Origin of the sequence: Streptomyces sp. NRRL F-6492, assembly GCF_001280125.1 — a bacterium.
Classification (GTDB): Bacteria; Actinomycetota; Actinomycetes; order Streptomycetales; family Streptomycetaceae; genus Streptomyces.
Genome location: NZ_LGEG01000046.1, coordinates 58,579 through 81,471, shown reverse-complemented (window position 1 = coordinate 81,471; position 22,893 = coordinate 58,579). Strand labels below are relative to the sequence as shown.

At 72.9% G+C, this 22,893-nt stretch carries 28 protein-coding genes and 1 pseudogene; 14 read left to right on the top strand and 15 right to left on the bottom strand.

Annotation, left to right across the window (positions count from 1 at the left end; genetic code table 11):
• Window positions 1–11 precede the first annotated feature (11 nt).
• Together ADL08_RS06610 and ADL08_RS06605 are read left to right on the top strand one after the other, a co-directional pair.
• The gene (locus tag ADL08_RS06610) at window positions 12–428 is read left to right on the top strand and encodes a DUF742 domain-containing protein (RefSeq protein WP_053641110.1); all 417 of its coding nucleotides are present in this window, start codon (window positions 12–14) and stop codon (window positions 426–428) included.
• Window positions 409–1,026 (top strand): GTP-binding protein, encoded by a 618-nt coding sequence (locus ADL08_RS06605; RefSeq protein WP_053641109.1) that lies wholly within the window; start codon window positions 409–411, stop codon window positions 1,024–1,026. The genes ADL08_RS06610 and ADL08_RS06605 overlap by 20 nt, the downstream gene beginning before the upstream one ends.
• A gap of 30 nt (window positions 1,027–1,056) precedes the next feature.
• Here the strand turns inward: ADL08_RS06605 and ADL08_RS06600 are convergent, their stop codons facing one another.
• Window positions 1,057–1,482: a PPOX class F420-dependent oxidoreductase gene (locus tag ADL08_RS06600; RefSeq protein ID WP_053641108.1), complete on the bottom strand. Its 426-nt coding sequence runs from the start codon at window positions 1,480–1,482 to the stop codon at window positions 1,057–1,059.
• Between the two features lie 152 nt (window positions 1,483–1,634).
• Here ADL08_RS06600 and ADL08_RS06595 point away from each other — a divergent pair, with 152 nt between their 5' ends.
• The 6 genes from ADL08_RS06595 to ADL08_RS06570 all read left to right on the top strand — a co-directional run bounded on the left by ADL08_RS06595 (window position 1,635) and on the right by ADL08_RS06570 (window position 6,714).
• On the top strand, window positions 1,635–2,048 hold the full coding sequence (locus ADL08_RS06595; RefSeq protein WP_053641107.1) for a roadblock/LC7 domain-containing protein: 414 nt from the start codon (window positions 1,635–1,637) through the stop codon (window positions 2,046–2,048).
• Between the two features lie 168 nt (window positions 2,049–2,216).
• Window positions 2,217–3,530, top strand: a complete 1,314-nt coding sequence (locus tag ADL08_RS06590; RefSeq protein WP_053641106.1) for a DUF6397 family protein — start codon at window positions 2,217–2,219, stop codon at window positions 3,528–3,530.
• Window positions 3,531–3,742: 212 nt separating this feature from the next.
• A complete protein-coding gene (locus ADL08_RS06585; RefSeq protein WP_053641105.1) occupies window positions 3,743–4,120 on the top strand; it encodes a hypothetical protein in 378 nt (125 codons plus the stop codon).
• 241 nt (window positions 4,121–4,361) lie between these two features.
• Window positions 4,362–5,147, top strand: a complete 786-nt coding sequence (locus tag ADL08_RS06580) for a polysaccharide deacetylase family protein (protein ID WP_053641104.1) — start codon at window positions 4,362–4,364, stop codon at window positions 5,145–5,147.
• A gap of 467 nt (window positions 5,148–5,614) precedes the next feature.
• The gene (locus ADL08_RS06575; RefSeq protein WP_053641103.1) at window positions 5,615–6,346 is read left to right on the top strand and encodes a hypothetical protein; all 732 of its coding nucleotides are present in this window, start codon (window positions 5,615–5,617) and stop codon (window positions 6,344–6,346) included.
• A complete protein-coding gene (locus ADL08_RS06570; RefSeq protein WP_053641102.1) occupies window positions 6,343–6,714 on the top strand; it encodes a peptidase inhibitor family I36 protein in 372 nt (123 codons plus the stop codon). Before ADL08_RS06575 ends, ADL08_RS06570 begins: the two co-directional genes overlap by 4 nt.
• Before the next feature lie 214 nt (window positions 6,715–6,928).
• Here the strand turns inward: ADL08_RS06570 and ADL08_RS06565 are convergent, their stop codons facing one another.
• The 6 genes from ADL08_RS06565 to ADL08_RS06540 form a co-directional block, all read right to left on the bottom strand.
• Window positions 6,929–7,696 carry a rod shape-determining protein gene (locus ADL08_RS06565; RefSeq protein ID WP_053641101.1) on the bottom strand — a complete coding sequence of 256 codons (768 nt, stop codon included), beginning with the start codon at window positions 7,694–7,696 and terminating at the stop codon, window positions 6,929–6,931.
• A gap of 135 nt (window positions 7,697–7,831) precedes the next feature.
• Window positions 7,832–9,019 (bottom strand): globin domain-containing protein, encoded by a 1,188-nt coding sequence (locus ADL08_RS06560; RefSeq protein WP_053641100.1) that lies wholly within the window; start codon window positions 9,017–9,019, stop codon window positions 7,832–7,834.
• 85 nt (window positions 9,020–9,104) lie between these two features.
• Window positions 9,105–9,548: an RrF2 family transcriptional regulator gene (locus ADL08_RS06555; protein ID WP_053641099.1), complete on the bottom strand. Its 444-nt coding sequence runs from the start codon at window positions 9,546–9,548 to the stop codon at window positions 9,105–9,107.
• A gap of 145 nt (window positions 9,549–9,693) precedes the next feature.
• Window positions 9,694–10,092 (bottom strand): SHOCT domain-containing protein, encoded by a 399-nt coding sequence (locus ADL08_RS06550; protein WP_053641098.1) that lies wholly within the window; start codon window positions 10,090–10,092, stop codon window positions 9,694–9,696.
• 149 nt (window positions 10,093–10,241) lie between these two features.
• Entirely contained in the window at window positions 10,242–10,691 is a 450-nt protein-coding gene (locus ADL08_RS06545; protein ID WP_053641097.1) for a peroxiredoxin, read from the bottom strand.
• A 102-nt stretch (window positions 10,692–10,793) separates the two neighbouring features.
• A complete protein-coding gene (locus ADL08_RS06540; RefSeq protein ID WP_053641096.1) occupies window positions 10,794–11,432 on the bottom strand; it encodes a PadR family transcriptional regulator in 639 nt (212 codons plus the stop codon).
• A gap of 225 nt (window positions 11,433–11,657) precedes the next feature.
• On the opposite strand from ADL08_RS06540, the gene ADL08_RS06535 reads away from it, so the two are divergent.
• Window positions 11,658–12,143 carry an SRPBCC family protein gene (locus tag ADL08_RS06535; protein WP_053641095.1) on the top strand — a complete coding sequence of 162 codons (486 nt, stop codon included), beginning with the start codon at window positions 11,658–11,660 and terminating at the stop codon, window positions 12,141–12,143.
• A gap of 71 nt (window positions 12,144–12,214) precedes the next feature.
• Here the strand turns inward: ADL08_RS06535 and ADL08_RS06530 are convergent, their stop codons facing one another.
• Window positions 12,215–13,825, bottom strand: coding sequence for a PHB depolymerase family esterase (locus ADL08_RS06530; protein WP_053641094.1), 1,611 nt, complete (start codon window positions 13,823–13,825; stop codon window positions 12,215–12,217).
• A gap of 294 nt (window positions 13,826–14,119) precedes the next feature.
• Here ADL08_RS06530 and ADL08_RS36460 point away from each other — a divergent pair, with 294 nt between their 5' ends.
• Window positions 14,120–14,623, top strand: coding sequence for a transposase (locus ADL08_RS36460; protein WP_063885245.1), 504 nt, complete (start codon window positions 14,120–14,122; stop codon window positions 14,621–14,623).
• Window positions 14,624–14,638: 15 nt separating this feature from the next.
• On the opposite strand, the gene ADL08_RS37945 is transcribed toward ADL08_RS36460, so the two are convergent.
• A complete protein-coding gene (locus ADL08_RS37945) occupies window positions 14,639–15,958 on the bottom strand; it encodes a TerD family protein (protein WP_053641093.1) in 1,320 nt (439 codons plus the stop codon).
• Window positions 15,959–16,216: 258 nt separating this feature from the next.
• Here ADL08_RS37945 and ADL08_RS37055 point away from each other — a divergent pair, with 258 nt between their 5' ends.
• Window positions 16,217–16,372 carry a hypothetical protein gene (locus ADL08_RS37055; protein WP_159043119.1) on the top strand — a complete coding sequence of 52 codons (156 nt, stop codon included), beginning with the start codon at window positions 16,217–16,219 and terminating at the stop codon, window positions 16,370–16,372.
• Between the two features lie 33 nt (window positions 16,373–16,405).
• On the opposite strand, the pseudogene ADL08_RS06510 reads toward ADL08_RS37055, so the two are convergent.
• Window positions 16,406–17,092 (bottom strand): annotated as a pseudogene (locus ADL08_RS06510) (IS5 family transposase); the annotation flags it as partial.
• A 375-nt stretch (window positions 17,093–17,467) separates the two neighbouring features.
• Here ADL08_RS06510 and ADL08_RS06505 point away from each other — a divergent pair.
• Window positions 17,468–17,875 carry a hypothetical protein gene (locus ADL08_RS06505; RefSeq protein ID WP_159043120.1) on the top strand — a complete coding sequence of 136 codons (408 nt, stop codon included), beginning with the start codon at window positions 17,468–17,470 and terminating at the stop codon, window positions 17,873–17,875.
• Here the strand turns inward: ADL08_RS06505 and ADL08_RS35155 are convergent.
• Window positions 17,848–18,153: a hypothetical protein gene (locus ADL08_RS35155; protein ID WP_234352027.1), complete on the bottom strand. Its 306-nt coding sequence runs from the start codon at window positions 18,151–18,153 to the stop codon at window positions 17,848–17,850. The two genes, ADL08_RS06505 and ADL08_RS35155, sit on opposite strands and share 28 nt — an antisense overlap.
• A 311-nt stretch (window positions 18,154–18,464) precedes the next feature.
• On the opposite strand from ADL08_RS35155, the gene ADL08_RS06500 reads away from it, so the two are divergent.
• Window positions 18,465–18,974: a tetratricopeptide repeat protein gene (locus ADL08_RS06500; protein ID WP_053641089.1), complete on the top strand. Its 510-nt coding sequence runs from the start codon at window positions 18,465–18,467 to the stop codon at window positions 18,972–18,974.
• Between the two features lie 22 nt (window positions 18,975–18,996).
• Here the strand turns inward: ADL08_RS06500 and ADL08_RS06495 are convergent, their stop codons facing one another.
• On the bottom strand, window positions 18,997–19,314 hold the full coding sequence (locus ADL08_RS06495) for a cupin (protein WP_053641129.1): 318 nt from the start codon (window positions 19,312–19,314) through the stop codon (window positions 18,997–18,999).
• A 31-nt stretch (window positions 19,315–19,345) separates the two neighbouring features.
• Window positions 19,346–20,323 (bottom strand): MFS transporter, encoded by a 978-nt coding sequence (locus ADL08_RS06490; RefSeq protein ID WP_234352026.1) that lies wholly within the window; start codon window positions 20,321–20,323, stop codon window positions 19,346–19,348.
• A gap of 125 nt (window positions 20,324–20,448) precedes the next feature.
• Here ADL08_RS06490 and ADL08_RS35150 point away from each other — a divergent pair, with 125 nt between their 5' ends.
• The gene (locus tag ADL08_RS35150) at window positions 20,449–20,862 is read left to right on the top strand and encodes a LysR substrate-binding domain-containing protein (protein WP_324615455.1); all 414 of its coding nucleotides are present in this window, start codon (window positions 20,449–20,451) and stop codon (window positions 20,860–20,862) included.
• On the opposite strand, the gene ADL08_RS06485 is transcribed toward ADL08_RS35150, so the two are convergent.
• Window positions 20,792–22,138, bottom strand: a complete 1,347-nt coding sequence (locus ADL08_RS06485; RefSeq protein ID WP_107092097.1) for a M20 metallopeptidase family protein — start codon at window positions 22,136–22,138, stop codon at window positions 20,792–20,794. The genes ADL08_RS35150 and ADL08_RS06485 overlap by 71 nt on opposite strands.
• Before the next feature lie 163 nt (window positions 22,139–22,301).
• Window positions 22,302–22,835 carry a VOC family protein gene (locus ADL08_RS06480; RefSeq protein ID WP_053641088.1) on the bottom strand — a complete coding sequence of 178 codons (534 nt, stop codon included), beginning with the start codon at window positions 22,833–22,835 and terminating at the stop codon, window positions 22,302–22,304.
• Window positions 22,836–22,893 lie beyond the last annotated feature (58 nt).

The window sequence follows — 22,893 nt, the reverse complement described above, 5'->3', positions numbered from 1 at the left end:
CGGAGGACCCCATGAACCAGGACAGCACCGGCGGCGGCCCGTCCGTGCCGGGCGGCCGGTGGTACGACTCCGACGCCGGCCCGCTCGTCCGCCCGTACGCGATGACCGGCGGCCGGACGAAATCGGGACCCGGCCACGTACGGTTCGACCTCATCGCCCTCGTCGTCGTGGACGACGATCCGCCCGGATCGGCCGAGGAGTCCCTCCTCGGCCCCGAGCACCGGTCCCTGCTCGCCCTGTGCCGGGCCGAGACCCAGTCGGTGGCCGAACTCGCCGCCGACGCCGACCTGCCCGTCGGAGTCGTCCGGGTGCTCCTCGGCGACCTCCTCGAATCGGGCTTCGTCCGTGTCAGCCGACCCGTGCCGCCCGCGCGGCTCCCCGACGAAAGAATCCTGAGGGAAGTAATCGATGGCCTACGAGCGCTCTGAGAGCACCGGCGCGGACGACGACGCGGACACCACCGCCCTCGCGCTGAAGATCCTCGTCGCCGGCGGGTTCGGCGTCGGCAAGACCACCCTCGTCGGCGCGGTCAGCGAGATCCGGCCCCTGCGCACCGAGGAACGGCTCAGCCGGGCCGGAGAACTCGTCGACGACACCGGCGGCGTGGACCGGAAGACCACCACGACCGTCGCCATGGACTTCGGCCGCATCACGATCCGCTCCGGACTCTCCCTCTATCTCTTCGGCACCCCCGGCCAGGACCGGTTCTGGTTCCTGTGGGACGAGCTGGCCCAGGGCGCGCTGGGGGCCGTCGTCCTCGCCGACACCCGGCGCCTGGAGGACTGCTTCCCGGCGGTCGACTACTTCGAGCACCGGCGGATCCCCTTCGTGGTCGCCGTCAACTGCTTCACGGGCGCGCGTGCCTACGGCGCGCACGACGTCTCCCGCGCGCTCGACCTGGACCGCGGCACACCCGTCGTCCTGTGCGACGCGCGCGACCGGGACTCGGGGAAGGAGGTGCTGATCCGCCTGGTCGAGTACGCCGGACGGATGCACACCGCCCGGCTCCTCGACACCGTCGGCTGAACCACGGGCGGATCCGCCCGGCCGGGGGCCTCAGTCCGCGAGGCCGGCTTCGGCGATCACCTTGTCGATCCTCACCCGGACGAGGAGTTCGCCGGGGACGGCGTTGCGCTCGCCGAACTCCTCCGCCCGGTCCTCACCCATGTAGCGGGCGCCGATGCGGGCGGCCCAGTGGCGCAACGCGTCCGGTTCCCCGCTGAGTTCGGCGCGCCCGAAGAGCGAGACGAAGGAGAACGGCGGGGTGTCGTCGTCGACGCACAGGGAGACCCGCCCGTCGCGGGCGAGGTTGCGGCCCTTCACCGTGGCCTTGCCGGTGTTGAACACGAAGTCGTCGCCGTCGAGCACGAACCAGACCGGCACGACGTGGGGGCTGCCGTCGTCGCGGACGGTCGCCAGCTTGCCGGTGCGGGTGCCCGCGGACACGAAGGCCCGCCACTGATCCTCGGTCATCCTCGCCATGCCCTCCATCCTGCGGCACACGCGGGCGTGGTGCAGTGCTTGCCCTGTCCACGACAGTGCGTAAGGCTTGCGCCGACACGCGGACCACGGTGACACGGGGAGCACGGGAATCCGGGTCGACGGGGACGCACCACGCAGGGGGAGGACCACTGATGGCGTTGGACAAGGCACTGGACTGGCTCCTGGACGACCTGACGCAGCGGGTCGGACACATACGGCACGCGCTCGTGCTGTCGAACGACGGCCTGGTGACGGGTGCGAGCAGCGGGCTGGTGCGCGAGGACGCCGAGCACCTGGCCGCCGTCTCCTCCGGTCTGCACAGCCTCGCCCGGGGCTCGGGCCGGCACTTCAAGGCGGGGCGGGCACGGCAGACGATGGTGGAGTTCGACGAGGCGCTGCTCTTCGTGACCGCCGCGGGCGAGGGCAGCTGCCTGTGCGTCCTGAGCGCGGCGGAGGCCGACGTAGGTCAGGTGGCGTACGAGATGACACTGCTGGTCAACCGCGTCGGCGAGCACCTCGCCGTGGAGGCGCGCCAGCCCGGCTATCCGGACGACGGCCCGTTCTGACGTTCCGCCGCGACGCTCCGCCACGCGTTGTCCGTTCGTCCGTGGACGGTTTTCCACAGGTGGTTTTCCACAGGTGGTGCGGGGCTCGTCACTCTGCGTTACGTTCTCTTCGGCGGGTCGGACGGATCCGCGCCAGGAGGGCACGAACGCACGGGGGAGGGCCGCGTGATGACGGTGGATGGCCACGACAGGACGGCGGACGAAGGGGCGCGCACGGTGACACCGGCGCGGGCCGCGCAGGAACTGGAACTGAAACGCGACGAGTTCCGGCTCGCGGTCCAGCTCGGCCTGGTGCGGACGGTGCCGGCCGGAGGGGGCGGGCGGCGGCGCGTCGAGCGGTGCGAGCTCGACCGCCTCAGGACCGCGCCGGACTTCCCCGGCGGCCTGCGCGACCGGGTGCGCGCGGTCGGCACCGGGGAGGCCGCCGCACTCCTCGGGATCACCCCGGACCGGTTCACCAGGCTGGTCCGGACGGGGCATCTCAGCCCGGTGCGGTTCTCCCTGAACCGCTACCGGGCGGTGGTGTGGACGTATCTGGCCGAGGAGGTCGCCGACTTCGGCCGCACCTGCCCTGCGCTGCTCACGGGACGGCTCCCGCTGGAACTCCGCGAACGCCTCGCCGCGCGTGAGGACCTGAGGCCGAGGAACTGGCGGGCGCGACGGCTCGCCCTACTGTTCCGCGCCACCGACGACCCGTGGGCGCGGGCCTCGGCCATCGCCTCCCTGCTCGACCCGCTCCAGGTGGCCGAGGTCGTGGACGACCCGTACGAGCGCGCCCACCTCGACCGGCTGCGTCCGTCGCCCCCGCAGGGAATGCCGGTGCCCGTCGCCGCGCGCGAGCTCGCCGAGCGGCTCACGCGCGCCGACGACCCGGACGAGATCCTCTGGCACCGGCTGAGCCTGGCGCTCGCCCTGGACGAGGCGCGGGCCGCGTGCCCGGCTCCGTACCCGGGAGAGACCACCGTGGCCGCGCCGACTGTTCCGGCCGTGCGGGGTGTCCCGGTTGCGCGGAGGGCCGACACCGTGGGCTCTTCGCGACTTGTCCCCGTGGGTTTCGCGCGACCCGCCTCCGCGTCTTCCTCGCGACCTGTCCCCGTCCCTTCCCTGCGCCCCGCCCCCGTGTCCCCGTCTTCCGTACGGTCCGGGGCGGCGGATCCGTGGGCCGTGCCGGTGGCGGTGCGCGGCGGTCCACGGGCCCTGTCGGCGCGGTCCCTGCCGGCGGCGCCTTTTCCGACGGAACCGCCCCTGCCCGCGGTGCCGCCGGTGGTCCCGGCATCGCGGGAGGCCGCCCCGGTCCCGTCTCCGGCGGTGGCGGCCCCTGTCGAACGGCCGGCAGCGCTGCCCGACCGCCCGGTCTCCCGTCCGCTCTCCCGCTCGGGTTCCCGTCCGGCACGCACCCGGTTCCTCGACCGGTTCCGCCCGGGGCGGGCGAGCGGTGAGGCGCGTGCCCGGCGTCGGAAGAGCCCGGTGGAGTGGCCCTGATGCCGGTCCCGACCGGGGGAGGGGCCCTGATGCCAGTCCCGACCGGGGAGGGGCGGGACGGCGGGCCGTCGCGGAGATCGCCGGGCGTTGTCGAGCGCCCGGCGGCGCCCCTCGCGGTGCGGCGGCCCCGGAGGGATGCTGGAGAGGTGGCGCGACGAGTGCCCGGCACGAGGAGCGCGAGGTGTCACCGGCGACTGGGGGGCCGTGAGGAGATGAGCGACGTGTACGACCTGCACATCGACACCGACGTCACCGTCCAGTTGAGCGACTGCGGCAGGGAGGACGCCCAGGCCGTCTTCGACGTCCTCGACGCGGTCTACCGGCTGGAGGACGTGACGACGTCCGGCCCGCAGGCGGCGACGGGACCGTCCCCCACCGTCTGGACCGCCACCTTCGACACGGCCGGAGGGGAACACCGGGAGGTGTCTCCCACCCATCTGTCCGCCCTGGTCGGCGTCACGCTCACCGGCGGCTACCACGCCGTCGACGAGGTCGAGAAGGTCCTGGCCATCGGCTTCGACGTCCAGACCCGGCACACGGTCTCCGGCGACCAGGAGACGGAGGCACGCCTGCTGCTCGCCTCCCGCTGAGCGACGGGCGCCGCAGGACGCCGCCGTAGGAGGCGCCGTCGCGGGAGACGCCGTCATCAGGACACCCCGGGAGACGCGGACGGGCGCTCCCGGGCTCTCGCGCGCCCGTGAACGGGCCTTCGACCCCACCGCCGTCCCCGGTATACACCCTGTGTAGTGTGCATGTTCGGTCGTACGGCCCGCCCTGACCAGGCGATGGCCGCGGCCTTGCCGAACGTCACCGGGGAAAGCGGGTTCCGTCATGTTCCGATCCAGGCTGCGCCGACGCGGGGGGACCGCCGTCGCCCTGCTGGCCGCCGCGTCGCTGATGATGACGCTGAGCGGCTGCGGCGTCGACCCGCTCACCCCCCAGGAGGCGCGGAAGGAGGCCGGATCGGACGACAAGCCGGGCGGCGCGGGCCGCCGCGTGGACTGCGCCGAAGCCAAGTGCATCGCGCTGACCTTCGACGCGGGGCCGGGCAAGGACACCCCCAGGCTCCTCGACATCCTCAAGGAGAAGCAGGTCCCCGCCACCTTCTTCCTGCTCGGCAGCAAGCACGTCGACCGCTACCCCCAGGTGGTCAAGCGCATAGCCGACGAGGGCCACGAGGTCGCCAACCACACCTGGACGCACCGGATCCTGACGGACCTCGACGCCTCCGAGGTCCGCGAGGAGCTGTCGCGCACCCAGGACGCCGTCGAGAAGATCACCGGCCGGAAGCCCACCCTGATGCGTCCCCCGCAGGGCCGCACCGACGACACCGTGTCCGAGGTCAGCCGGGAGCTCGGCCTCGCCCAGATCCTCTGGAGCGTCACGGCCAAGGACTACTCGACCGACGACTCGGCCCTCATCGAGCAGCGCGTCCTCGAACAGGCCCACGGCGACGGGATCATCCTGCTCCACGACATCTACGACGGCACGGTCCCTGCCGTTGCCCCGATCATCGACGAGCTCAAGCGGCGGGGCTTCACCTTCGTGACCGTGCCGGAACTCCTCGCCCCCGGCAAGGCGGAGCCCGGAACCGTCTACCGCCCCGAGAAGGACTGACGGCTTTCGCCGAGATGGGCGATGCTTCACCGAAATGGGGTGAGGTGGCTCACATCGCCCACTCGGGAACTCTCGGAACATTCGGGAAAGGTTTACCGTTCATACGTATGTGACGGCGAAGGGGCCCGGTCCCCAGGTTCCCCCCCCAGAGGTGACCGCCCTTCGCCCGTCACGGCGATCGGCCCCGGTTGGAATCCCCCGTCCAACCGGGGCTCTGTCGTTCCCGCTCCGTCGCCCCTGCCTCTCTTTCACTCCTTCCGATCGTGGCGCGTCCACGGCGTCCGAGAGGCGTCCGAGAGGTGTCCGAGAGGTGTCTGACGGGCGCCCGAGGGGCGCGCACACCGGCGCGTTCGACTCGTTCGAGTGAGCCTCGGAATGGCGGCCCAACCCCCGGGAAATGATCACCCCGAGCCGGTGGCACGACCCTCCACCGGCCCTCCGAACAGGGACGATCAAAGGGGGACCCCATGCTCCGCGCCGCCTCGCGCACCCGGCACGCCCTCGTGACGGCCACCGCCTCCCTCCTGCTCGCCGGCTGCGCCACCGTCGAGGCCGGAGCGCCCGCGGCGCCCGGCTCCCCGACCACCGAGGCGGCCCGGGACGCGCTCCTCGGGGCCGCCGAGCGCCGTCTCGTGGCCGACTGCCTGAGCGCCCGGGGCCTCACCCCCACGGCCAGGCCCCGCGCCCCGGACGAGGACCGCGCCTTCCGGACGGCGCTCTTCGGCGCCGGACCCCGTGAACTCTCCGTCACCCTCGCGACGGGCGCCACCGTCACCGCCCACACGGACGGCTGCCTCGCCACCGCCCGCCACCGGCTCTACGGCGACCAGCACCGCTGGTTCCGCGTCCAGGTCACCGTCGACAACCTCCGTGCCGAGGCCCAGGACCGGATGCGCGCCGACCCCGCCCACCGTGCGGCCCTCGCCCGCTGGACCGAGTGCGCGGCCCCACCGGGCCGACCCCGCCCCTACCGTCCCGATCCGGCCGTCGCCACCCGTTGTGCCCGCGAGACCGGACTCGACGCCGTACGCGCGCGGCTGGAGGCCGCCGAGCTGGCCACCGTGCGCACCCTGCACCGCGACGAACTCACCGCATACCGACAGCTGCGCGACCGCGCGCTGCTGCGGGCAGCCGAACTGCCCGCACCCACGCACCCGCCCCACCCGCCCCACCCGCAGAAAGGCCACACCCTCCCGTGAAGCGAATCCTCACCGCCGCCGCCGCGGCTCTGCTCGCCGCCACCACCGGCCTCGCCCTCGCCTCATCCGCCGGAGCAGCCGAATGCCCCAGCGGCAACTTCTGCGTCTGGCAGGAAGCCGACTTCGGCGGCCAGCGCGCCAACTGGAGCGGGGACGACGGCTGGTGGGAGAGCTGGATCTCCGACACCGACTCCTCCTGGGCCAACCACGGCATCTCCGGCCCCGGCATCAAGGACCACGTCCGCGTCTACGAGAACGCCTGGCAGGGCGGCGGCATGACGATCTGCCTCGCCCCAGGCCAGGAGGTCGGCTACAACGGCGCGGCCAACGACCGCGGCGACTCCCACATCTGGGCGACCGGCTGCTGACCCCGCCGGTCTCGCCCCCGGACGATCTCCGTCCCGACGACCTCCGCCCCCAGACGACCTCCGCCCCGGACGACCTGAGCCCTGGACCGTCCAAGCCCCGGCTCGCCGACCGGCTCTTCGTCGCCCGGACGTCTCCGCCCCCTGCCGGTGTCAGAGCCGCCCGGTGTCAGAGCCGCCCGGCGTCAGAGCCGCCCGGCGTCAGAGCCGCCCGGCGTCAGAGCCGGGCGGGGGAGGCGGTCGGGTGGCGGAGGGCGGAGGCGAGCATCAGGCCCGCGCCCCGGACGGCACTGGTCGACGGGTCGTTGGCCAGGCGGAGGCGGGCGCGGAGAAGATGGGCCAGCCGACCGGTCACGTCGAGACGGAGGGCGCCGCCACCCGCCACCAGGACGCCCCGGCGCAGAGCGCCGCGCACGGCGCCCGTGCGGTCGCGCCGCCACAGGTCGCTCACCAGGTCGGCGGCCGTCCCGGCGACCGCGTCCGAGGCGCTCCCCGAATCCGGCAGGTCGTCGAGACCGACCTCGGCGAGCCGGGCGTCCACGACGAGGCCGTCCACGACGAGCGTGACCTCGGTCAACTGCGCGCCGAGGTCGACCACGAGCAGCGGGCCGTCGCCGGGCGGGGCGGCGTGGGCCGCCGCGGCGCGGGCGCTGTCCACGGCGAAGACCCGCACCGCGCCGAGACCGTCCACCACCCGCTTCACCGCCTCCCGCTCCTCCCGGCCGGCGAGCACCGGGTGGGTCAGCATCACGACGGTGTCGTGACCGTCTCCGCCCGGTGCCGCGGCCGTCAGGCGCCGCAACAGCCGGAGCTGGGATTCCGCGTCGGTCACGCGGCCGCGCCGCACCGGGCCGCTCGGCACGTCCGCGAAGACGCCCGCCCCCGGCGTCCAGGCGCGGGTCCGGGAGCTGCCGATGTCGAGGGCGATCCCGCGCACCGGCCGCCCGGCACCGCGACCGCCGTCTGCCGACCCGAACGACCCCATTGTCTCCGCCGCTTCCGTCCGATCCTCCCGGACCCGCTGAATGCGAGGCCGATATGGCACCTCACTATGCAGTATCCGTAGCAGTAACGCCATGCTGCTTGGAGATCGAAGGAAGTTCGGGTGGAAGAGGGTGGGTCAGCCTTCGGTGCCCAGCCACAGGTCGGGGCCGAACACCTCGTAGTGGATGTCGGCCGCGGCGGTGCCCCGGCCGAGGAGGTCGCCGCGCACGGCGCGCAGGAAGGGCAGCGGTCCGCAGAGGTACGCGGTCATGCCCGTCGGCAGGTCGAGCGCGGTGACGTCCGCGCGGCCCGGCCGGGCGCCGGAGTCGCCGGGCTCCTCGTACCAGAGGTGCAGGGTTCCCTGTGGCAGCGCGTCCACGAGGCGCCGCAGTTCGGCGGCGTGCGCGTGGGTCGAGGGAGCACGGTCGGCGTGCGCGACCACGACGGGGCGGGTCGATCCGGTGTTCACGAGGTGGTCGAGCATCGCCAGCATCGGGGTGCTGCCGATTCCGGCGGAGGCGAGCAGCAGGGGGCCGTCGCCCGCGGGCAGGACCAGATCGCCGAACGGAGCCGACACCTCCACCGTGTCCCCCTCGCGGGCATGGGCGTGCAGCCAGGACGAGACCTCGCCCGCCGGGTCGCCGTCGACCCGCTTCACCGTGATCCGCCACTGCGGGCGCCCCGGGGCGGAGGAGAGGCTGTACTGGCGGATCTGCCGGGCTCCGTCGGGCAGGGCGACCCGGACGCTCACGTACTGGCCCGGCCGGAACGCGGCTGTGGGGCTCCCGTCCGAGGGGCGCAGGAGGAACGAGACCGTGTCGGCCGTCTCCTCCCGTCGCTCGGCGATCTCCATCGGCCGCCAGACCTGGCCCTCGGTGACGCCTGACTCCTGGTGGAGGCGGGCCTCCACGGCGACGAGGGCGTTGGCCATCAGCCAGTACACCTCGTCCCAGGCGCGCGCGACCTCGGGCGTCACCGCGTCGCCGAGGACCTCCACGATCGCGGCGAAGAGGTGCTCGTGCACGACCTTGTACTGGTTCGAGGCGACCCCGAGCGAGGCGTGCTTGTGCGCGATCCGCGACAGCATCGCGTCGGGGCGCCGGCCCGGGTGCTCCAGCAGGGCCACGGCGAAGGCGGCTATGGAGCCGGCGAGCGCCTTCCGCTGATCGCCGTTGGCCTGGTTGCCCCGGTTGAACAGGTCGCGCAGGAGCTCGGGGTGGGCGGCGAAGAGACGCCCGTAGAAGCGCTCGGTGATTCGGTCCAGGGCGCCGCCGACGGCGGGCAGGGTGGCGCGGACGACAGGGACGGCCTGCTCGGACAGCATGGGAACTCCAAACTGGTAGATCATTTACCTATTTAAGGGCGAAGGGAGGCGCACGCCCTGCGATGCGTGCGGTCGGGGAGTGCGGTCAGGGGGTGGGGCGGGGGGAGAGGGAGAGGAGGAGCGGACCGGTCGGTGAGGACACGAGTTCCGCCACGGTCAGCGGGTCGAGCGCGCGGTAGAACGCCTCCTGCGCCTCGCGGAGCGCCCCTCGGAGCCGACAGGCGGACCTGAGCGGGCAGGGCGGGTCGCCCTCGCAGGCGACGACCTCCTCCTCGCCTTCCAGGGTGCGGGTCAGCCAGCCCACCGATGAGCGCCGGCCCAGCTCCGTCAGGACGAGCCCGCCGCCGCGCCCGCGTCGCGCCTCGACCACGCCGAGGTGCTGGAGCCGGGTGATCACCTTCGCCATGTGGGTGTACGGCACGTCCATCGACTCCGCCACCTCGCGCGTGGTGACGGACTCCTCCTGTGGGGTGACCGCCAGGCGCATTACGGCGCGGAGTGCCAGGTCGGTGAACTTGGTCAACTTCACGGTCCGACCGTATCAAAGCGGTATTTCAGATACGCATTTAGGGGGTGTGATGTGGTCAGCATCCCGACAGCCCGCCGGGCCCGTAGATCTCCGGGGAGAGACCTACGGGCCCGGCAGGTCGCGCCGCCCGCACCTTCTCGGCACCTCAGGACAGCACCTTGGTCTTCGCCTTCTCGAACTCCTCCGCCGTGATGGCGCCCTTGTCCTTCAGTTCCGCGAGCCGGGCCAGCTCGTCCGTGGCGCTCACGCCGCCCTCCCCGGACCCGGCGGCCTTGCGGATGTAGTCCTGGAAAGCGGCCTCGCTGTCCTTCGCCTGTTTGGCGTCACGCCGACTCATGCCCTTGCCGCGGGCGATGACGTAGACCAGCACCCCGAGGTACGGGAGCAGGATGCAGAAGATCAACCAGCCCGCCTTGGCCCAGCCGTTCAGATCGTGGTCCCGGAAGATGTCGGTGACCACCTTGAACAGCAGGAACAACCACATGATCCAGAGGAAGAACCAGAGCATGGTCCAGAAGAGGTTGAGCAGAGGGTAGTCGTCCATGCCTGCACGCTCCGTTCCGGCGCCGACCGGCGAGAGGCCGGGCTTTTGCAGCGAGTCTCACCCAGGTGCCGCACCTCCGCACGTCGTGGCGGCCCGCCGTGCGGGCCGCCCGCCCCCGTGGTCGGATGGAGACGTGGACCGGGCGTGGCTCAGGCGCCGCGCAGGGCGGCCAGCGCGCGGTCCGCGTGCGCGCTCATCCGCAGCTCGCTGCGCACGACCTCCCGCACCCGCCGGTCCTGACCGATCACGAACGTGACCCGCTTCGTCGGTGCGATCGAGAACCCGCGCTTGACGCCGAACCGCTCCCGCACGGTGCCGTCCACATCGGACAGCAGGGGATACCCGAGGGAGTGCCGCTCGGCGAACTCCTGCTGACGTTCCACCCCGTCGGAGCTGATCCCGACGGGCAGCGCGCCGACGGCACGGAACTCGGCCGCCAGGTCACGGAAATGACAGGCCTCGGCGGTGCAGCCCGGGGTGAGCGCCGCCGGGTAGAAGAAGAGGACGACCGGCCCTTCGGCCAGCAGCCCGGTCAAGGAGCGCGGGGCGCCCGTCTCGTCCGGCAGGCTGAAGTCCTCGACGAGGTCACCGACGTTCATGGAGGTTCGTCCCCGATCCGTCCCGATGCGCCGCCGGAGCCTCCGGCGGCCGGGCGGTGACGTTACCGCAGAGTAGAACCCCCGGTCATCCCTCCGGGCCCGTCACGCCCCCCGCGCCGCCTCGGCCGTAGTCCTCCCCGTCTCCCTCGCCACGGCTTCCGCGGCCTTTGCGGCGCCGGATTCCGCGGCGCCGGCACGCCGGTCGAGCACGGCGAGGGCGCGGGCGCCCCAGCGCAGGTTCTCCTCCTCGAAGAACCGGCCGCGCATCAGCGTGAGATACGGCCCGACGCGCTCCGCCTCGTCCAGATACGTCTCCTCGTCCCGGCCGGCGAGCATCCGCTCCCGCAGACGGTCGTAGCGGGCGAGCTTCGCCCGGGCCGTCTCCATCCGCCGGGCCACGAACGCGCGGACGGCCGCGGTGTCCCCCTCGTCGCAGGCCTGCACCTGGACCATCAGCTCGTCACGGACGGCGCTCGGACGCGGAGGCGTCGACGTGTAGGCGGCCAGATCCCGCCTGCCCGACTCCGTGAGGCTGAACATCCGCTTGTTGGGACGCCGTTCCTGCTCCACCACCCGGGCCGTGACCAGACCGGCCTCCGCCAGCCGGTCGAGCTCGCGGTAGAGCTGCTGCGGGGTGGCGGCCCAGAAGTTGGCGACGGACACGTCGAAGATCTTGGCCAGGTCGTATCCGGAGGCCTCGCCCTCCAGGAGAGCTGCGAGGACGGCGTGCTTGAGGGACATCCGGACACGCTAGCAGCCCGTTGAATAGTTTCTTCCGCACCTATTCAACCGAAGAAGGATCATCAGACCGGCAGGGACTGGTGAACATCGGCGAGGACCGGCGAACACTGGCGAGGACCGGCCGGGAGGGGGCCCGTCGGATTCCTTCGCTGGCACGTACGTCCGGCGCCTGCCTAGGCTGGAGGGGAGGGGAAGCCACGGGGGAGCAGATCCGAGGGCAGCGCGATGGACAGTGACACGTTCGTCTACACCACCTACATCCGGACCACCCCCGACGCGCTCTGGACGGCGCTCACCGATCCGGAGCTCACCCGCCGCTACTGGGGCGTGTCCTTCGAGACGGACTGGTCCCCCGGCGCCCCCATGGTCTGGGAGGAGGGCGGCCGCAGGACCGCCGATCCCGAGCAGGTGGTCCTCGCGTCCGAGCCCGGCCGCCTCCTCTCGTACACCTGGCACACCTTCACCCCGGCCTGGGCGGACGCCGTCGGCCTCGGCCACGACGTGTACGAACGGCTCGCCGCGGAGCCCCGGTCCCGGGTGACCTTCACGATCGAGCCGTCGGGCGACACGGTCAGACTGACGGTCACCCATGGCGACCTGGCCTCCGACGGCACCATCAAGGAGCTGATCGGCGAGGGCTGGCCCGCGCTGATCTCCAGCCTCAAGTCCCTCCTGGAGACCGGGGAGGAGCTTCCGGAGCCGCCCCGCTGACCCGTTGCGCCGGCCACGGCTCCGGACCCCTACCGGCATCCAGGTACCGGTGTTCGAACACCGGTGTCGGACTACCGGTATTCGACCGTCAGCGTCACCGGCGCGTCCCGGTTCACGAAGAGGTACGCCGTGCCGGTCGGCGCCGACGCGAAGCCCAGGCGGAACTGGGTGGTCCCGCCCCGGTTCAGAGCCGCCAGCGCCTCCGCCGACAGGTCCGTCGACACCGCGCTCCCGGACGAGAACGCGTCGATCCGCGCGCCGCCCGCCACCGAGGCCGGCGCCGCCCAGTCCGCCGGCTCGACCGCGCACCCGCCGAAGCAGCCCGTCCGCACGTCCACCAGGAGCCGGTTCCCGGCGGGCGAGGCCCAGGGGTCGCCCGAGCCGCTCGACCGGGTGACGGTCAGCCAGGCCCGCGAGATCTCCTTGCCGGCGGGGATCCGCGAGGTGTCGAAGGAGACCACCGTGCGGTTCACCTTGCTGTCCGTGCCCCGGCCGAGCGCGAGCCCGGACAGGTCCTCCAGGGTGCCGACCGCCGCCCCCGAACCGTCCGCGGCCGCCTTCAGGTACCCGTCCTCGGCGTCCGTGCTGGACAGGACGGTCCGGTCGGACGAGGGCGGCGGCGTCCCGGTGCCGCGCAGCGCCCGCACCATGCCCATGATCGCCTCGATCTGCTTTCCGCCGTGCCGGGCGTAGGCCGTGTCGCCGAGGTACCCCCACCAGTTCCAGCAGCCGTTCGGGTTCTCCAGGGTCCCCGTGGCCGCCGCCTGCGGGTACAGGACGATCATGTCGTTGGTGTCGGCGTACTCGTTGAGGTAGGCGCCCTCGACGAACCGGGTCCCGAAGCCCTGGTACGTGTACCCCTGCTTGCATCCGTGCAGCGCCACGAGCAGGCGGCAGCGCGCCCCGTCGGCACAGGACTTCGGCACGTACGCGAAGCCCTCCGTGCCCATCGAGACGGCCGACGCCGAACCACCGGGCACGTACGCGTTCTGGTCGAAGCGGATCAGCGAGCCGCCCGTCCCGGAACCGGGCGCCGCGACCGACCCGAAGAGGTGCCCGAGCAGCGCCCCCTCCGCGTCGACGCCGCACTTGTTCAGGAACGGGGTCTGCGTCACCCCGCAGGAGTTGGGGCCGAGGGGAGTGATCCAGGCGTGCCCCGCCGCAGTGGAGCGGTCGTAGCGGACCCGGGCGCCGAACCGTCCGTAGTAGTCGGAGAGCGCGTCCACCACCGGCCGCTTCACCGTCGTGTCCGCCGACCCGCTGAAGGCGTACACCGGGTCGCCCGCCAGGTTCGCCACCGGATCGATCTGCCCCTGTGCGGACCGGTCGCGGGTGGCCTGCTCCAGGGCGGCGAGCTGGAGGTTCTGCGTGGTGTCCATGCAGGCGTTGAGCGCCGTGGCGAGCTGCCCCCGGGCGCAGTCGTACGGCCCCGAGGCGAAGACGGCCGAGCCCTCGAACGTCCCCGAGTACGCCACGTGCAGCTGCGTGGCCATGTACCCGCCGGACGAGACGCCCGCGCTGAACACGGAGCCGATGTCGTACGCATGGAGCGTGCCGGGCACGGGCGGGGGAGCGGCGGCCCCGGCGGGGCTCGCGGTCGGGAAGAGGGCCGCGGCGGCGCACAGCAGCAGCGCGGCGAGACGGCGTGGCCCGCGCAAGCGGGCGGGACGGAGTGGACGCATGGGGACTCCCGGGCGGCTCGTTCCTGACGGGGGATCGGCCGGGAGGCTACGGGCTCTCCGGAGCCGCCCTCCATGGGTGAGGACGCCACAATCCGGCCCGCCCGCTATGGCGGCCCGTCACCTGGCACCACATTTTTCTCGGAGCACGTCCACCCGCGGGTCCTGACCCCGGGCTCGTCCGATCTCCGGCGGGGCACGGGTGCCTTCGATTCCGACGGGGACGAAGAGGCCCGACCGTTCCGCACAGGAAAAGGGGGCCGGCAGTTTGTTCGGGAAGCCGGGGCCCTTGCTCTCGTGCGGAATTCCGGGCGCAAGCGGCATCCGGACCGGCTGCTGTTCCAGGGCATCGTGTTCACGTTCCGCACCGGACCGTCCGGGAGGAACCTGCCCGAACGGTCCGGTCCCTGGCGGACCGTCCCTGGACGGTTCGCCCGCTGGGCCGCCGACGGCACTTTCGACCGGCTCCTGGCCGTCGCCCGGAGCCGGGTGCAGGCGGGCCGGCTGGTCGGGATCTACTCCACGATCGTCCGCTCCTCTCGGCACACGGCTGCCACAGAGGGTTCGAAGGACGCGGTCTCGGCCGCTCCCGCAGTGGGCCGACCGGCAAGCTCCACCTCGCCCGCGACGGTCCGGGCCTGCCTCCGACGACGCGTGATCAAGACGGCGGTCCCCGAACGCGTCGACCAGCTCCAGGGGCGCGGACGGCGCCGGAAACGGTACTGCGAATCGGACAAAGCCGTCTACCGTCGCCCCGCCGCCGTCACACCCGACGGCACCCTCATCCGACTCGACACATGACCGACAAGAGATCCTCTAGCGCGCGGCCCGGCGCCAGAACCTGCCGGAGCCCCTCTCCTTCGGCGGGCGGACCTCCACGGTCCAGTCGCCATCGGCGCTCCTGACCTGCACGAGCAGGGGACCCTCGGGCAGCTCCTTCGTGTCCTTGGGGCGCCTGCTCGCCACGTTGGCCAGCAAGTGGGTGTGACCGCCCGGCTCATGGCCCTGTATGTGGAAGTACGCGTGGTTGTAGGTGTGGAGCCGGGAGGTGAGCCGCCCGGCGGGCCCCATGTGGAGCAGCACGTCCTCACCCCGGCCCTTCGCACCCCGGCCGAGTTCCTCCACGACGCTCACCGGACGGACGGCGATCGTCCATTCGCGCTCCGCCCCGTTCACGTGCAGGCGCAGCGGGCTCCTGCCGTGGTGGCGCAGCACGGACCGGCCCTCGAAGTCCTCCAGGGTCGTGTTCGCGAGGAGGGCGTCGTCCCTGCCGTGCTCGTCCAGGCTGTGCACGCCGAAGTAGCCGTCGCCCCTCCGGGTGAAGTCGACCACCACGTAGCCGGCCGGGATCGGCACGTCGACCGTGAAGCTCTTCCTGCCCTTGCCGCTCCTGAAGAACTCGGGGAAGTCCTCGCCGAAGACGCCGACGTCCGACAGCGGGCCGGTCCGCACGGCACCCTGAACGGGAACCCGTGCCGGGACGACGGCCTCGGCCTCCCGGACCTTCGCCAGGAGCTCCGCGGGGATTTCCTCCGGCGGGGCGCCGGTCGGGGCCGGCTCGCCGTCGAGGGCGTGCTCATCGTCGGGAGCGGACTCGTCGGGGTCCCTGCCCTCGATGCCGAAGTCCTCCGCCAGACCGACGAGGCCGGAGTCCCACCCCTGGCCCACGGCCCGGAACTTCCACGTCCCGTCGCGCCGGTAGAACTCGCCGAGGACGAACGCCGTCTCGGTGCTCGCGTCGTCGACCTCGTACAGCGCCAGCTGCTCCCCCGTACCGGCGCTGATCGTCCGTACGAGGAGGCCCGGCACCTGGCCGAACGTCCCCACGTCGGTCGACGCGCTGATGACGATGCGATGGACGGCGGGCTCCACCAGCGCGGTGTCGACCTCCAGCCAGTCGGCGACACGCCGCTGCTCGTCGCGCACTTGTCCGATGTGGCGCACGGCGCCGGACGGATGGGTCAGCTGGTTGTAGAAGACGAGGTCGCCGTCACCCCTGACCCGGCCCGTGGCGTCGAGCAGGAGCGCCGAGGCGTCGACCTCCGGCACTCCGTCCCCGGCCGCCCGCCGGACGACCGCGATCCGCCACACCTGCCCGGGGATCGGCAGGTTTCCCCCCTTGACGATCTTTGTCACGCCGTCATGCTGGCACGCGACCGCCCCGTCTGCCTAGAAGACCAAGTCCTATGTCCGTCCGACCTGTCCAACGAGGTCCCAGTCCTTCGGGTCCTTCTGGAGCGTGTTGCGAAAGTGGCTGAAGACGCACGGTGTCGTTCAAAGACTGCGGATGGCCTCGACCAGGTCAGATCCATAGGAGGCCCAGCAGATCACCGAGCCGTCATCGTCAAGCTGCCCCATGAACCACTCGCCGTCGTCCCTCACGAGGCACAACTCGTGGAACGCGAGAATCGCATCGGGCCGGAGCGGCTCGTAGTCGCCCTGACCGGCCGCTTCGACGACTACGAGCCGATCGAGGGAGAGCGGGACGGCGCTTGGGTCTCCGGAAAGAACGCGTACGCGCTCAATCGTCCATCCGGCGGGGAGTCCTGAGTTCACCGACGCATGGTCCCAGCAGGGCGCCTCTCACAGCCACTCGTTAAGGGCCGCGACCAGCACGGTCGCCTCGTACCGGACGGCGAGCCTGTCATGGCGCGTGGCGACAGCGCGATGTCTCTTTAGGCGGTTGATGCCGCACTCGACCGCGTGGCGCTGGCGGTAGTCGACCGGGTCGAAATGTGGCGGCCGTCCGCCGCGGGAGCCGGGCTTCTGCCAGTTGCGCGCCTGGCCGGCCTTGTCCGGGATGGTGCAGCGGATCCCGCGCTGGCGCAGGTAGGCGCGGTTCTCGCGGGAGACGTACGCCTTGTCGGCCCGCACGCGGTCGGGGCGGATGCGTGGTCGACCCGGCCCGGTGCGGGGCACTCGGACCTTCTTCAGCACGGGTTCGAACTGCGGCGAGTCGCCGCGCTGTCCTGCCGTGACCACGATCGACATGGGCTCCTGCCCCTGCTCGACGGCCAGGTGAAGCTTGGTTGTGAACCCGCCGCGCGACCTCCCCAGTCCGTGATCACGGGGCTCGGTGAACCCGCCGCCCGGTGGTTCCTTCTGCAGGTCGCCCTGCTTGAGGGCCCCGGCCGCATGCTGGTGCGCGCGGCACACCGTGGAGTCGACATTCAGGTCCCACGTGATCGCACCCTTCGCGTCAGCCAGGGACTGCAGCCAGTTGAGGAGCCGGTGCCAGGTGCCGTCCCGCTGCCACCGGCGGAACAGGTCCTGAAAGAGCTCGGCGATGGCGCTCCTTGAAAGCGACCACCCCTACTCGGGGGTGACCCCACCAGGGCTCGGTGGATCTCCCCAACTGAAGCACGCCTGACCTGCGAACGGATGCCCCGAGGGAGACCCCGCCCAAGAGCCGGACAGGTCCAGGGACGGCCAGTTGTCCGGGGTGGCCGAGGAATACGCGCGGCATCGCCGCAGACGTGCCGTTGACCGGTCGGCGCGGCCCGCGCGCTCCATGAGGCGTGACGGCTTCCCCGGGGTGCGGGCAGACTGGGGTCGACACAAGGAGGACCCATAGATTCCGAAGAGCCGATGTACCGATTCCGGCGCGATGTCACGCGGCCGGGAGGGCCCTCGAGCCTTCTGGACGTGACAGGGGTGAACCTTCTGGGCCAAGCCGCCGGCATCGCGAGCTGGTGGATCCGCAAGGGCATCGCCGAACACGTCGAGGTACTCCACGGGCAACGCCTGGTCCTCGCCATCTCACGGTTCGACGTCCGAGTGCTCGATGATCCAGGCGGGTCGAACACGTACCAGGTCCGAACGGTGGACGATCAGCACGCCTTGATGGGCCTCGGCCACGCGGCCCAGCTGCGCGACGCGTTGATCCTCGCCGACGAGCAGTTGCTGTCCCGGAGCACGTCGGCCGCGGTGGAGATCCGCAGAGGCCGGACCGTCGTCGCACTCGTAACCCGGGCGGACCTGGGCCGGGTGTTCGTCACGCCTTCCCCGAGCGGCGCCGGCCGATTTCAAGAATCGTCATCATCGGAACCCTGAGCAGGGCAATGCCAGTCGGCCGCGTCGACCGGGTTCCCGTCCCTGTCGCTGGGGTGGAAGCAGTTGCCGTTGACCCACACCGTGACCGATTCGGGCCGATGATCGACCTGGAACGGTTCGTCCTCGCGCAGAGTCCCGGACCACGGTCCATCTGCTGCGGGCGAGTGAGTGACAACCACCCACGTCTGCTTCGGCGGAATCCGTCGCGTTTCCGCCCAGGGCTCCAGGGTCAGTTCGAGCGCAGCCTCACCGCCGTTGCCGAGCAGCAGCCGCGCCATCCCCCTGGTGACCATTCCCGGTATTCTTCCTCGCCTTCACGGACGATCCCGCCTTCAACCGCAGGCCCCATGGGCCCGCGCGACGTGATCGTCCCACGTGCGATCACCCGATCCGAACAGGGGTGCGCCGGAATCTCTGGGGGGCGCGGGCCGTGTCGTAGGCATGGGCCGCGTTCTCGGAGGGGCTCGGTGGTCCTGCCCGGTCCCAGCGCCCGTACATGGGGTTCTCGGAGCCGGCCAAGGGCCGTGGACGTCCTCCTCGGCTGCCGGCCGGTGCCGGGACGCCCGTCGCGGGCTGCGAGGATGGCGCCATGGAGCACCACGAGGAGAGGGACGGCCTGCTGGCCGAGGCGGTCGCGCTGCGTGAAGAGGGACGGCGGGAAGAGGCCCGTGAGCGGCTCGTCGTGCTCGCCGCCCGGTGGCCGGACGACGCCGAGGTCGCCTACCAGACGGCCTGGGCGCACGACGTCCTGGGACTGGAGGCGGAGGCCGTGCCGTACTACGAACGGGCCCTCGACGGCGGCTCCGGGCGGCTCGCGGCCGACGACCGTCGCGGCGCGCTCCTCGGTCTCGGCAGCACGTACCGGGTGCTCGGCCGGTACGAGGAGGCGGTCGCCCTCCTGACCCGCGCCGTCGAGGAGTTCCCCGGGGACGGCTCCCTGCGTGCCTTCCTCTCGATGGCCCTCTACAACACGGGCCGGCACCACGAGTCGGTCGCCCTGCTGCTGCGCCTGCTCGCCGGGACCAGCGAGGACCCGTCCATCCGCACGTACCGGCCGGCCATCGAGCACTACGCGGAGGACCTCGACGCGACCGAGTGACCGGGTGCCGCGGGGGATCGGGTCAGTCGTTCACGGCGGTCAGGAGGACCACCGCGTCCTCCAGGGCGGTGAGGCCGTGCCGCTCCTTGGGGATCATGCGGAGCGTGCCCGCCCGCAGCTCCTCCGCCCGGTCGGCCGCCGTGAGGTTCACCCGGCCCCGCAGCACCTGGAGGCTCGCGGCGGGCGGCGCGTTGTGCTCGTCCAGGGACGTGCCCGCCGCAAGGGCGATGACGGTCTGCCGGAGCACCCCGTCGTGCATCACCAGATGGGCGCTCCGCCCGTGCGGCGCGGTGCGGGCCGCGGCCAGGTGCTCGTCGGCGAGGGCGGTGAGGTCCAGCATCATGTCTCTCCCTGCGGGGTGCGCGGGTGGCTCACCCCAGCCTCCCGCGTGACGACGGGGACGCAAGTCGGGACCGCCGGCCGCACCCAGGCCACCACCGGGACGAGGCCGCCGACGGCGACCCGCGCCCCTGCCGCGAGCAGCGCGGCCGGCCAGCCGTACGCCGCGTACAGCCACGTCCCGGCGAGGGACCCGGCCGCCCCGCCGAGAGCAGCGCCGCCGGCAGGGTGAGGATCCCGAAGAGCCCGGCGGCCCCCGGCCCGTACCCGAGCGGCGGGGACGCCAGGTGGAAGGCGAGTACCGCCCAGAAGACGCTGAACGCGGCGAAGACGCAGGCCCCGAGCAGCGCCGAGACCCGCAGCTCCCGATGGGCCGCGAGGAGCCGGGGGAGCCCGGCCAGGAGCCTCGCGTACGACCCGCCGCCACGTTCGCCGGGCGCGCCCAGCCGCTCGGGCAGTCGGCGCGGCAGTACGCACAGCAGCGCGGCCGTCGCCGCGGCGGCGACCACGTACGCCGTCCGCCACGTGCCGGTCGCGTCGGTGACGGCCCCCGAGACCGTACGGGACAGGGTGGAGCCCAGGGTGAGACCGAGGCCCACCAGGCCCACGACCCGCCCCCGCCGCCCGGGGTCCGCGAGCACCGCCGCCACCGGGGTGAGGATCTGCGGCAGCACCGTCGTCGTGGAGAGCGCGAGCGTCGCGAGCGAGAGGGTGACGACGCCCGGCGCCGCCGCGGCGACGAGCAGCGCCGCACAGGTCAGGGCCGGCAGCACCGAGGTGAGGCGCCGCAGCCGTGCGGTGTCGGCGAGCGGCACGAGCAGCAGGATGCCGAGCGCGTACCCGAACTGCGCGGCCGGGGCGATCAGGCCCGCCGTCCGCTCCGGCACCTCCAGACCGCGCGCCACGGCGGCGAGCAGCGGCTGCGGGAAGTACAGGTCGGCGACGGCGACCGCCCCCGCCACGGCGAGGAGCGGGACCTTCGGGGGCGGTGCGAGGGGGCGTGGACCCACGGAACCTCTTCCGTACGGGGCGGGGCGGGGCGAGGCCTCCAGGCTCCCCGGTGCCGGCCCGGCGGAACAAGCCGTCATCATGAAAACGGCGTTGAGTCCCGCTCAACGATCGCGACGCCCGGGTCCTGCTCCTTCCCGCCGCCCACCCCCTGGCCGGCCGTCCCTCCCTCGGCCCGGAGGACCTCGCCGGACTGCCCCTGATCGTTCCGACGGGCACCCACCCCCGGTACTGGCTCGACCACCACTACCCGCGCCGCACCCCCTCCGGGGCCCCCGTCGGCCTGGGCCCGGCCGCCGCCACCTGGCAGGAGGTCCTCTCCCACGTGACCGCGGGGCGGGGCGTCGCCCCCGGCGCGGCCCGCGGCGCCCGCCACCACCCCCGGCCGGGCATCGCCTACGTACCCCTGCGCGACGTCCCGCCCCTCGCGTACGCCCTGGTCTGGCCCACCGCCGCCGACTCCGCCCCGCTCAGGGCCTTCGTGACGGCGGTTGCCGCGCCGGGAGCGTCCCGCCCGCGTCGGGAGTCTCCTCCCGGGTGACGAGCGCTCCCCTCAGGTGGTCGTACGCCACGTGCGCGTGGAGCCGGACACCGGTGACGAGCGCGGAGTCGTCGGCGTAGAAGCCGGGGTGGTGGTTGGTCACCAGACCGCGCCCGCCCTCCACGGGGACCGGCCGGCCCGACGCGTCCAGGGCCGCGTCCTGGACGCCGAGCGTCACGTACAGGCCGCCGAACCGTCGCACGAACTCGGAGACGTCGTCGTACCCGAGCGTCCCGCCCGTCTCCACCACCCGCCCCTCGCCGGCCACCCGGCGGAAGGTCGGTAGCCCCGCCGCCACCCACGGTCCGCTGTTGCGCACGGGCGGCACGGGCTGGAGGTACTCCGCCGCGGCCGTCGCCCCGTACGCCGCCGCCGAGTGCTCCACGAGCGTCGTCAGGCGCCGTCGCACCTCCGCCATGTCCGACTCGACGGCGGTGCGGATCGTGCCCCACAGCGTCACCGTCTCCCCGACGATGTTGAACCGGCCGACGTCCTCCACGTGCCCGATGGACACCGTGACCGGGTCGAAGGCCGAGACCTGCCGGTACAGCTGGCCGATGCCCGTCAGGATCGCTCCGGCCGCCGGCATCGGATCGACGCCCTGCCAGGGCGTGGAGCCGTGCGTCTGCCGGCCGGTGACGACGATGCGGACGAGGGTGGACGCGCCGTACTGGTTGCCGATCCTGTACCCCACGTACCCCTTCGGGTACGGCGTCACGTGCATCCCGAAGACCATCGTCGGCACCGGGTCGGCGAAGGCGCCGGCCTCGACCATCGCCCGCGCGCCGCCCTCCTCGGTCACCGGCGGGCCCTCCTCGGCGGGCTGGAAGACGAAGAGGACGGTCCCCGGCAGCCGGTCGCGGACCTCCGAGAGGACCGTCGCCGCGCCGAGCAGCATCGCCGTGTGGCAGTCGTGGCCGCAGGCGTGCGACACCGGGAACGGGCCGCCCGGGTAGTCGGCGTCCACCACCTCGGAGGCGAAGTCCGCCCCGCACAGGTCCCGCACCGGCAGCGCGTCCGTGTCCGCCCGCAGCGCCACGACCCGTTCGCCCGACGTCCCGCCGCGCAGGACCCCCACGACCCCGTGGCCCGCGATGCCCGTGCGGACCTCGTCGAGGCCGAGGGCGCGCAGGTGGTCCGCCACCAGGCGCGCCGTGTTCACCTCCCGGTTGGACAGCTCCGGATGCCGGTGCAGATGGTGCCGCCAGGCCACCACCCGCTCCGCCGTCCCGGCCGCCCGCGCGTCCAGCTCCTCGTGCATCGCCTCGCCGTCCAACGGGACTCCTCCCTCTCGCTCCGGCGAACACCGTGACCCGGGAGCCGCGTCCCGGGGAACGTTCTCCCGGGGAGACGTGCTCCGGGGCACGCGCCCCCTCAGCCTCCCACCGGGAGGCCGGGGAGGCACGGCGGGCCCCCGGCCCGCCGTGCGCGTGCGGGAGTCAGGCGGCGGGTCCGGCCGGGGCACTGCTGCGCCCCCGCTCCCGGCCGCTCAGCTCGGCGTCGAGCGTCGCCTGCGCCACCCGCATGCCCTCCGCGTACGCCGGCTCCTGGAGCCGCTTCCACATCTCCTCCTCGGGGACGTCCTCGACGTGGCTCGTCACCCACCAGATGGTGCCGAAGGGATCCCGGACGCGTCCGCCCCGCTGCCCGAAGGCGTTGTCGGACAGGGGAGTGACGACGCGGCCGCCCGCCGCGACGGCCCGGGCGAACGCGGCGTCCGCGTCGGCGACGAACACGCGCAGCAGACTGGGCACGACGGGCCAGTCCGGGCGCCGGTCGAAGGCCAGGACGACGGTGTCACCGATCCGGATCTCCCCGTGGCCGATCGAGCCGTCCTCGGTGAACACGCGCGCCAGCTCCTCGCCCCCGAACACCTCGGCGACGAAGTCGAGGAAGGCTCCGGTGTCGTCGGTGACGACCCAGGGCGCCACGCTGGTGTAACCCTTCGGCGCCGCGCCGGTCTGCTCGTCCATCTCATGGTCCTTCCGTCGGCGCGCCCCGGGGCGGGACGCTCCGGCGACGGTAGGCGTG

What these genes read in the sequence shown, in the direction of transcription:
- ADL08_RS06500 (WP_053641089.1), top strand. Translation starts at nt 18,465, where the DNA reads ATGGAGCACCACGAGGAGAGGGACGGCCTGCTGGCCGAGGCGGTCGCG.
- ADL08_RS06560 (WP_053641100.1), bottom strand. Translation starts at nt 9,019, where the DNA reads ATGCTGTCCGAGCAGGCCGTCCCTGTCGTCCGCGCCACCCTGCCCGCC.
- ADL08_RS35155 (WP_234352027.1), bottom strand. Translation starts at nt 18,153, where the DNA reads ATGGCGCGGCTGCTGCTCGGCAACGGCGGTGAGGCTGCGCTCGAACTG.
- ADL08_RS06585 (WP_053641105.1), top strand. Translation starts at nt 3,743, where the DNA reads ATGAGCGACGTGTACGACCTGCACATCGACACCGACGTCACCGTCCAG.
- ADL08_RS06535 (WP_053641095.1), top strand. Translation starts at nt 11,658, where the DNA reads ATGGACAGTGACACGTTCGTCTACACCACCTACATCCGGACCACCCCC.
- ADL08_RS06575 (WP_053641103.1), top strand. Translation starts at nt 5,615, where the DNA reads ATGCTCCGCGCCGCCTCGCGCACCCGGCACGCCCTCGTGACGGCCACC.
- ADL08_RS06600 (WP_053641108.1), bottom strand. Translation starts at nt 1,482, where the DNA reads ATGGCGAGGATGACCGAGGATCAGTGGCGGGCCTTCGTGTCCGCGGGC.
- ADL08_RS06605 (WP_053641109.1), top strand. Translation starts at nt 409, where the DNA reads ATGGCCTACGAGCGCTCTGAGAGCACCGGCGCGGACGACGACGCGGAC.
- ADL08_RS06550 (WP_053641098.1), bottom strand. Translation starts at nt 10,092, where the DNA reads ATGGACGACTACCCTCTGCTCAACCTCTTCTGGACCATGCTCTGGTTC.
- ADL08_RS06565 (WP_053641101.1), bottom strand. Translation starts at nt 7,696, where the DNA reads ATGGGGTCGTTCGGGTCGGCAGACGGCGGTCGCGGTGCCGGGCGGCCG.
- ADL08_RS06590 (WP_053641106.1), top strand. Translation starts at nt 2,217, where the DNA reads ATGACGGTGGATGGCCACGACAGGACGGCGGACGAAGGGGCGCGCACG.
- ADL08_RS06545 (WP_053641097.1), bottom strand. Translation starts at nt 10,691, where the DNA reads ATGAACGTCGGTGACCTCGTCGAGGACTTCAGCCTGCCGGACGAGACG.
- ADL08_RS06580 (WP_053641104.1), top strand. Translation starts at nt 4,362, where the DNA reads ATGTTCCGATCCAGGCTGCGCCGACGCGGGGGGACCGCCGTCGCCCTG.
- ADL08_RS06595 (WP_053641107.1), top strand. Translation starts at nt 1,635, where the DNA reads ATGGCGTTGGACAAGGCACTGGACTGGCTCCTGGACGACCTGACGCAG.
- ADL08_RS06495 (WP_053641129.1), bottom strand. Translation starts at nt 19,314, where the DNA reads ATGCTGGACCTCACCGCCCTCGCCGACGAGCACCTGGCCGCGGCCCGC.
- ADL08_RS06530 (WP_053641094.1), bottom strand. Translation starts at nt 13,825, where the DNA reads ATGCGTCCACTCCGTCCCGCCCGCTTGCGCGGGCCACGCCGTCTCGCC.
- ADL08_RS06540 (WP_053641096.1), bottom strand. Translation starts at nt 11,432, where the DNA reads ATGTCCCTCAAGCACGCCGTCCTCGCAGCTCTCCTGGAGGGCGAGGCC.
- ADL08_RS06610 (WP_053641110.1), top strand. Translation starts at nt 12, where the DNA reads ATGAACCAGGACAGCACCGGCGGCGGCCCGTCCGTGCCGGGCGGCCGG.
- ADL08_RS06480 (WP_053641088.1), bottom strand. Translation starts at nt 22,835, where the DNA reads ATGGACGAGCAGACCGGCGCGGCGCCGAAGGGTTACACCAGCGTGGCG.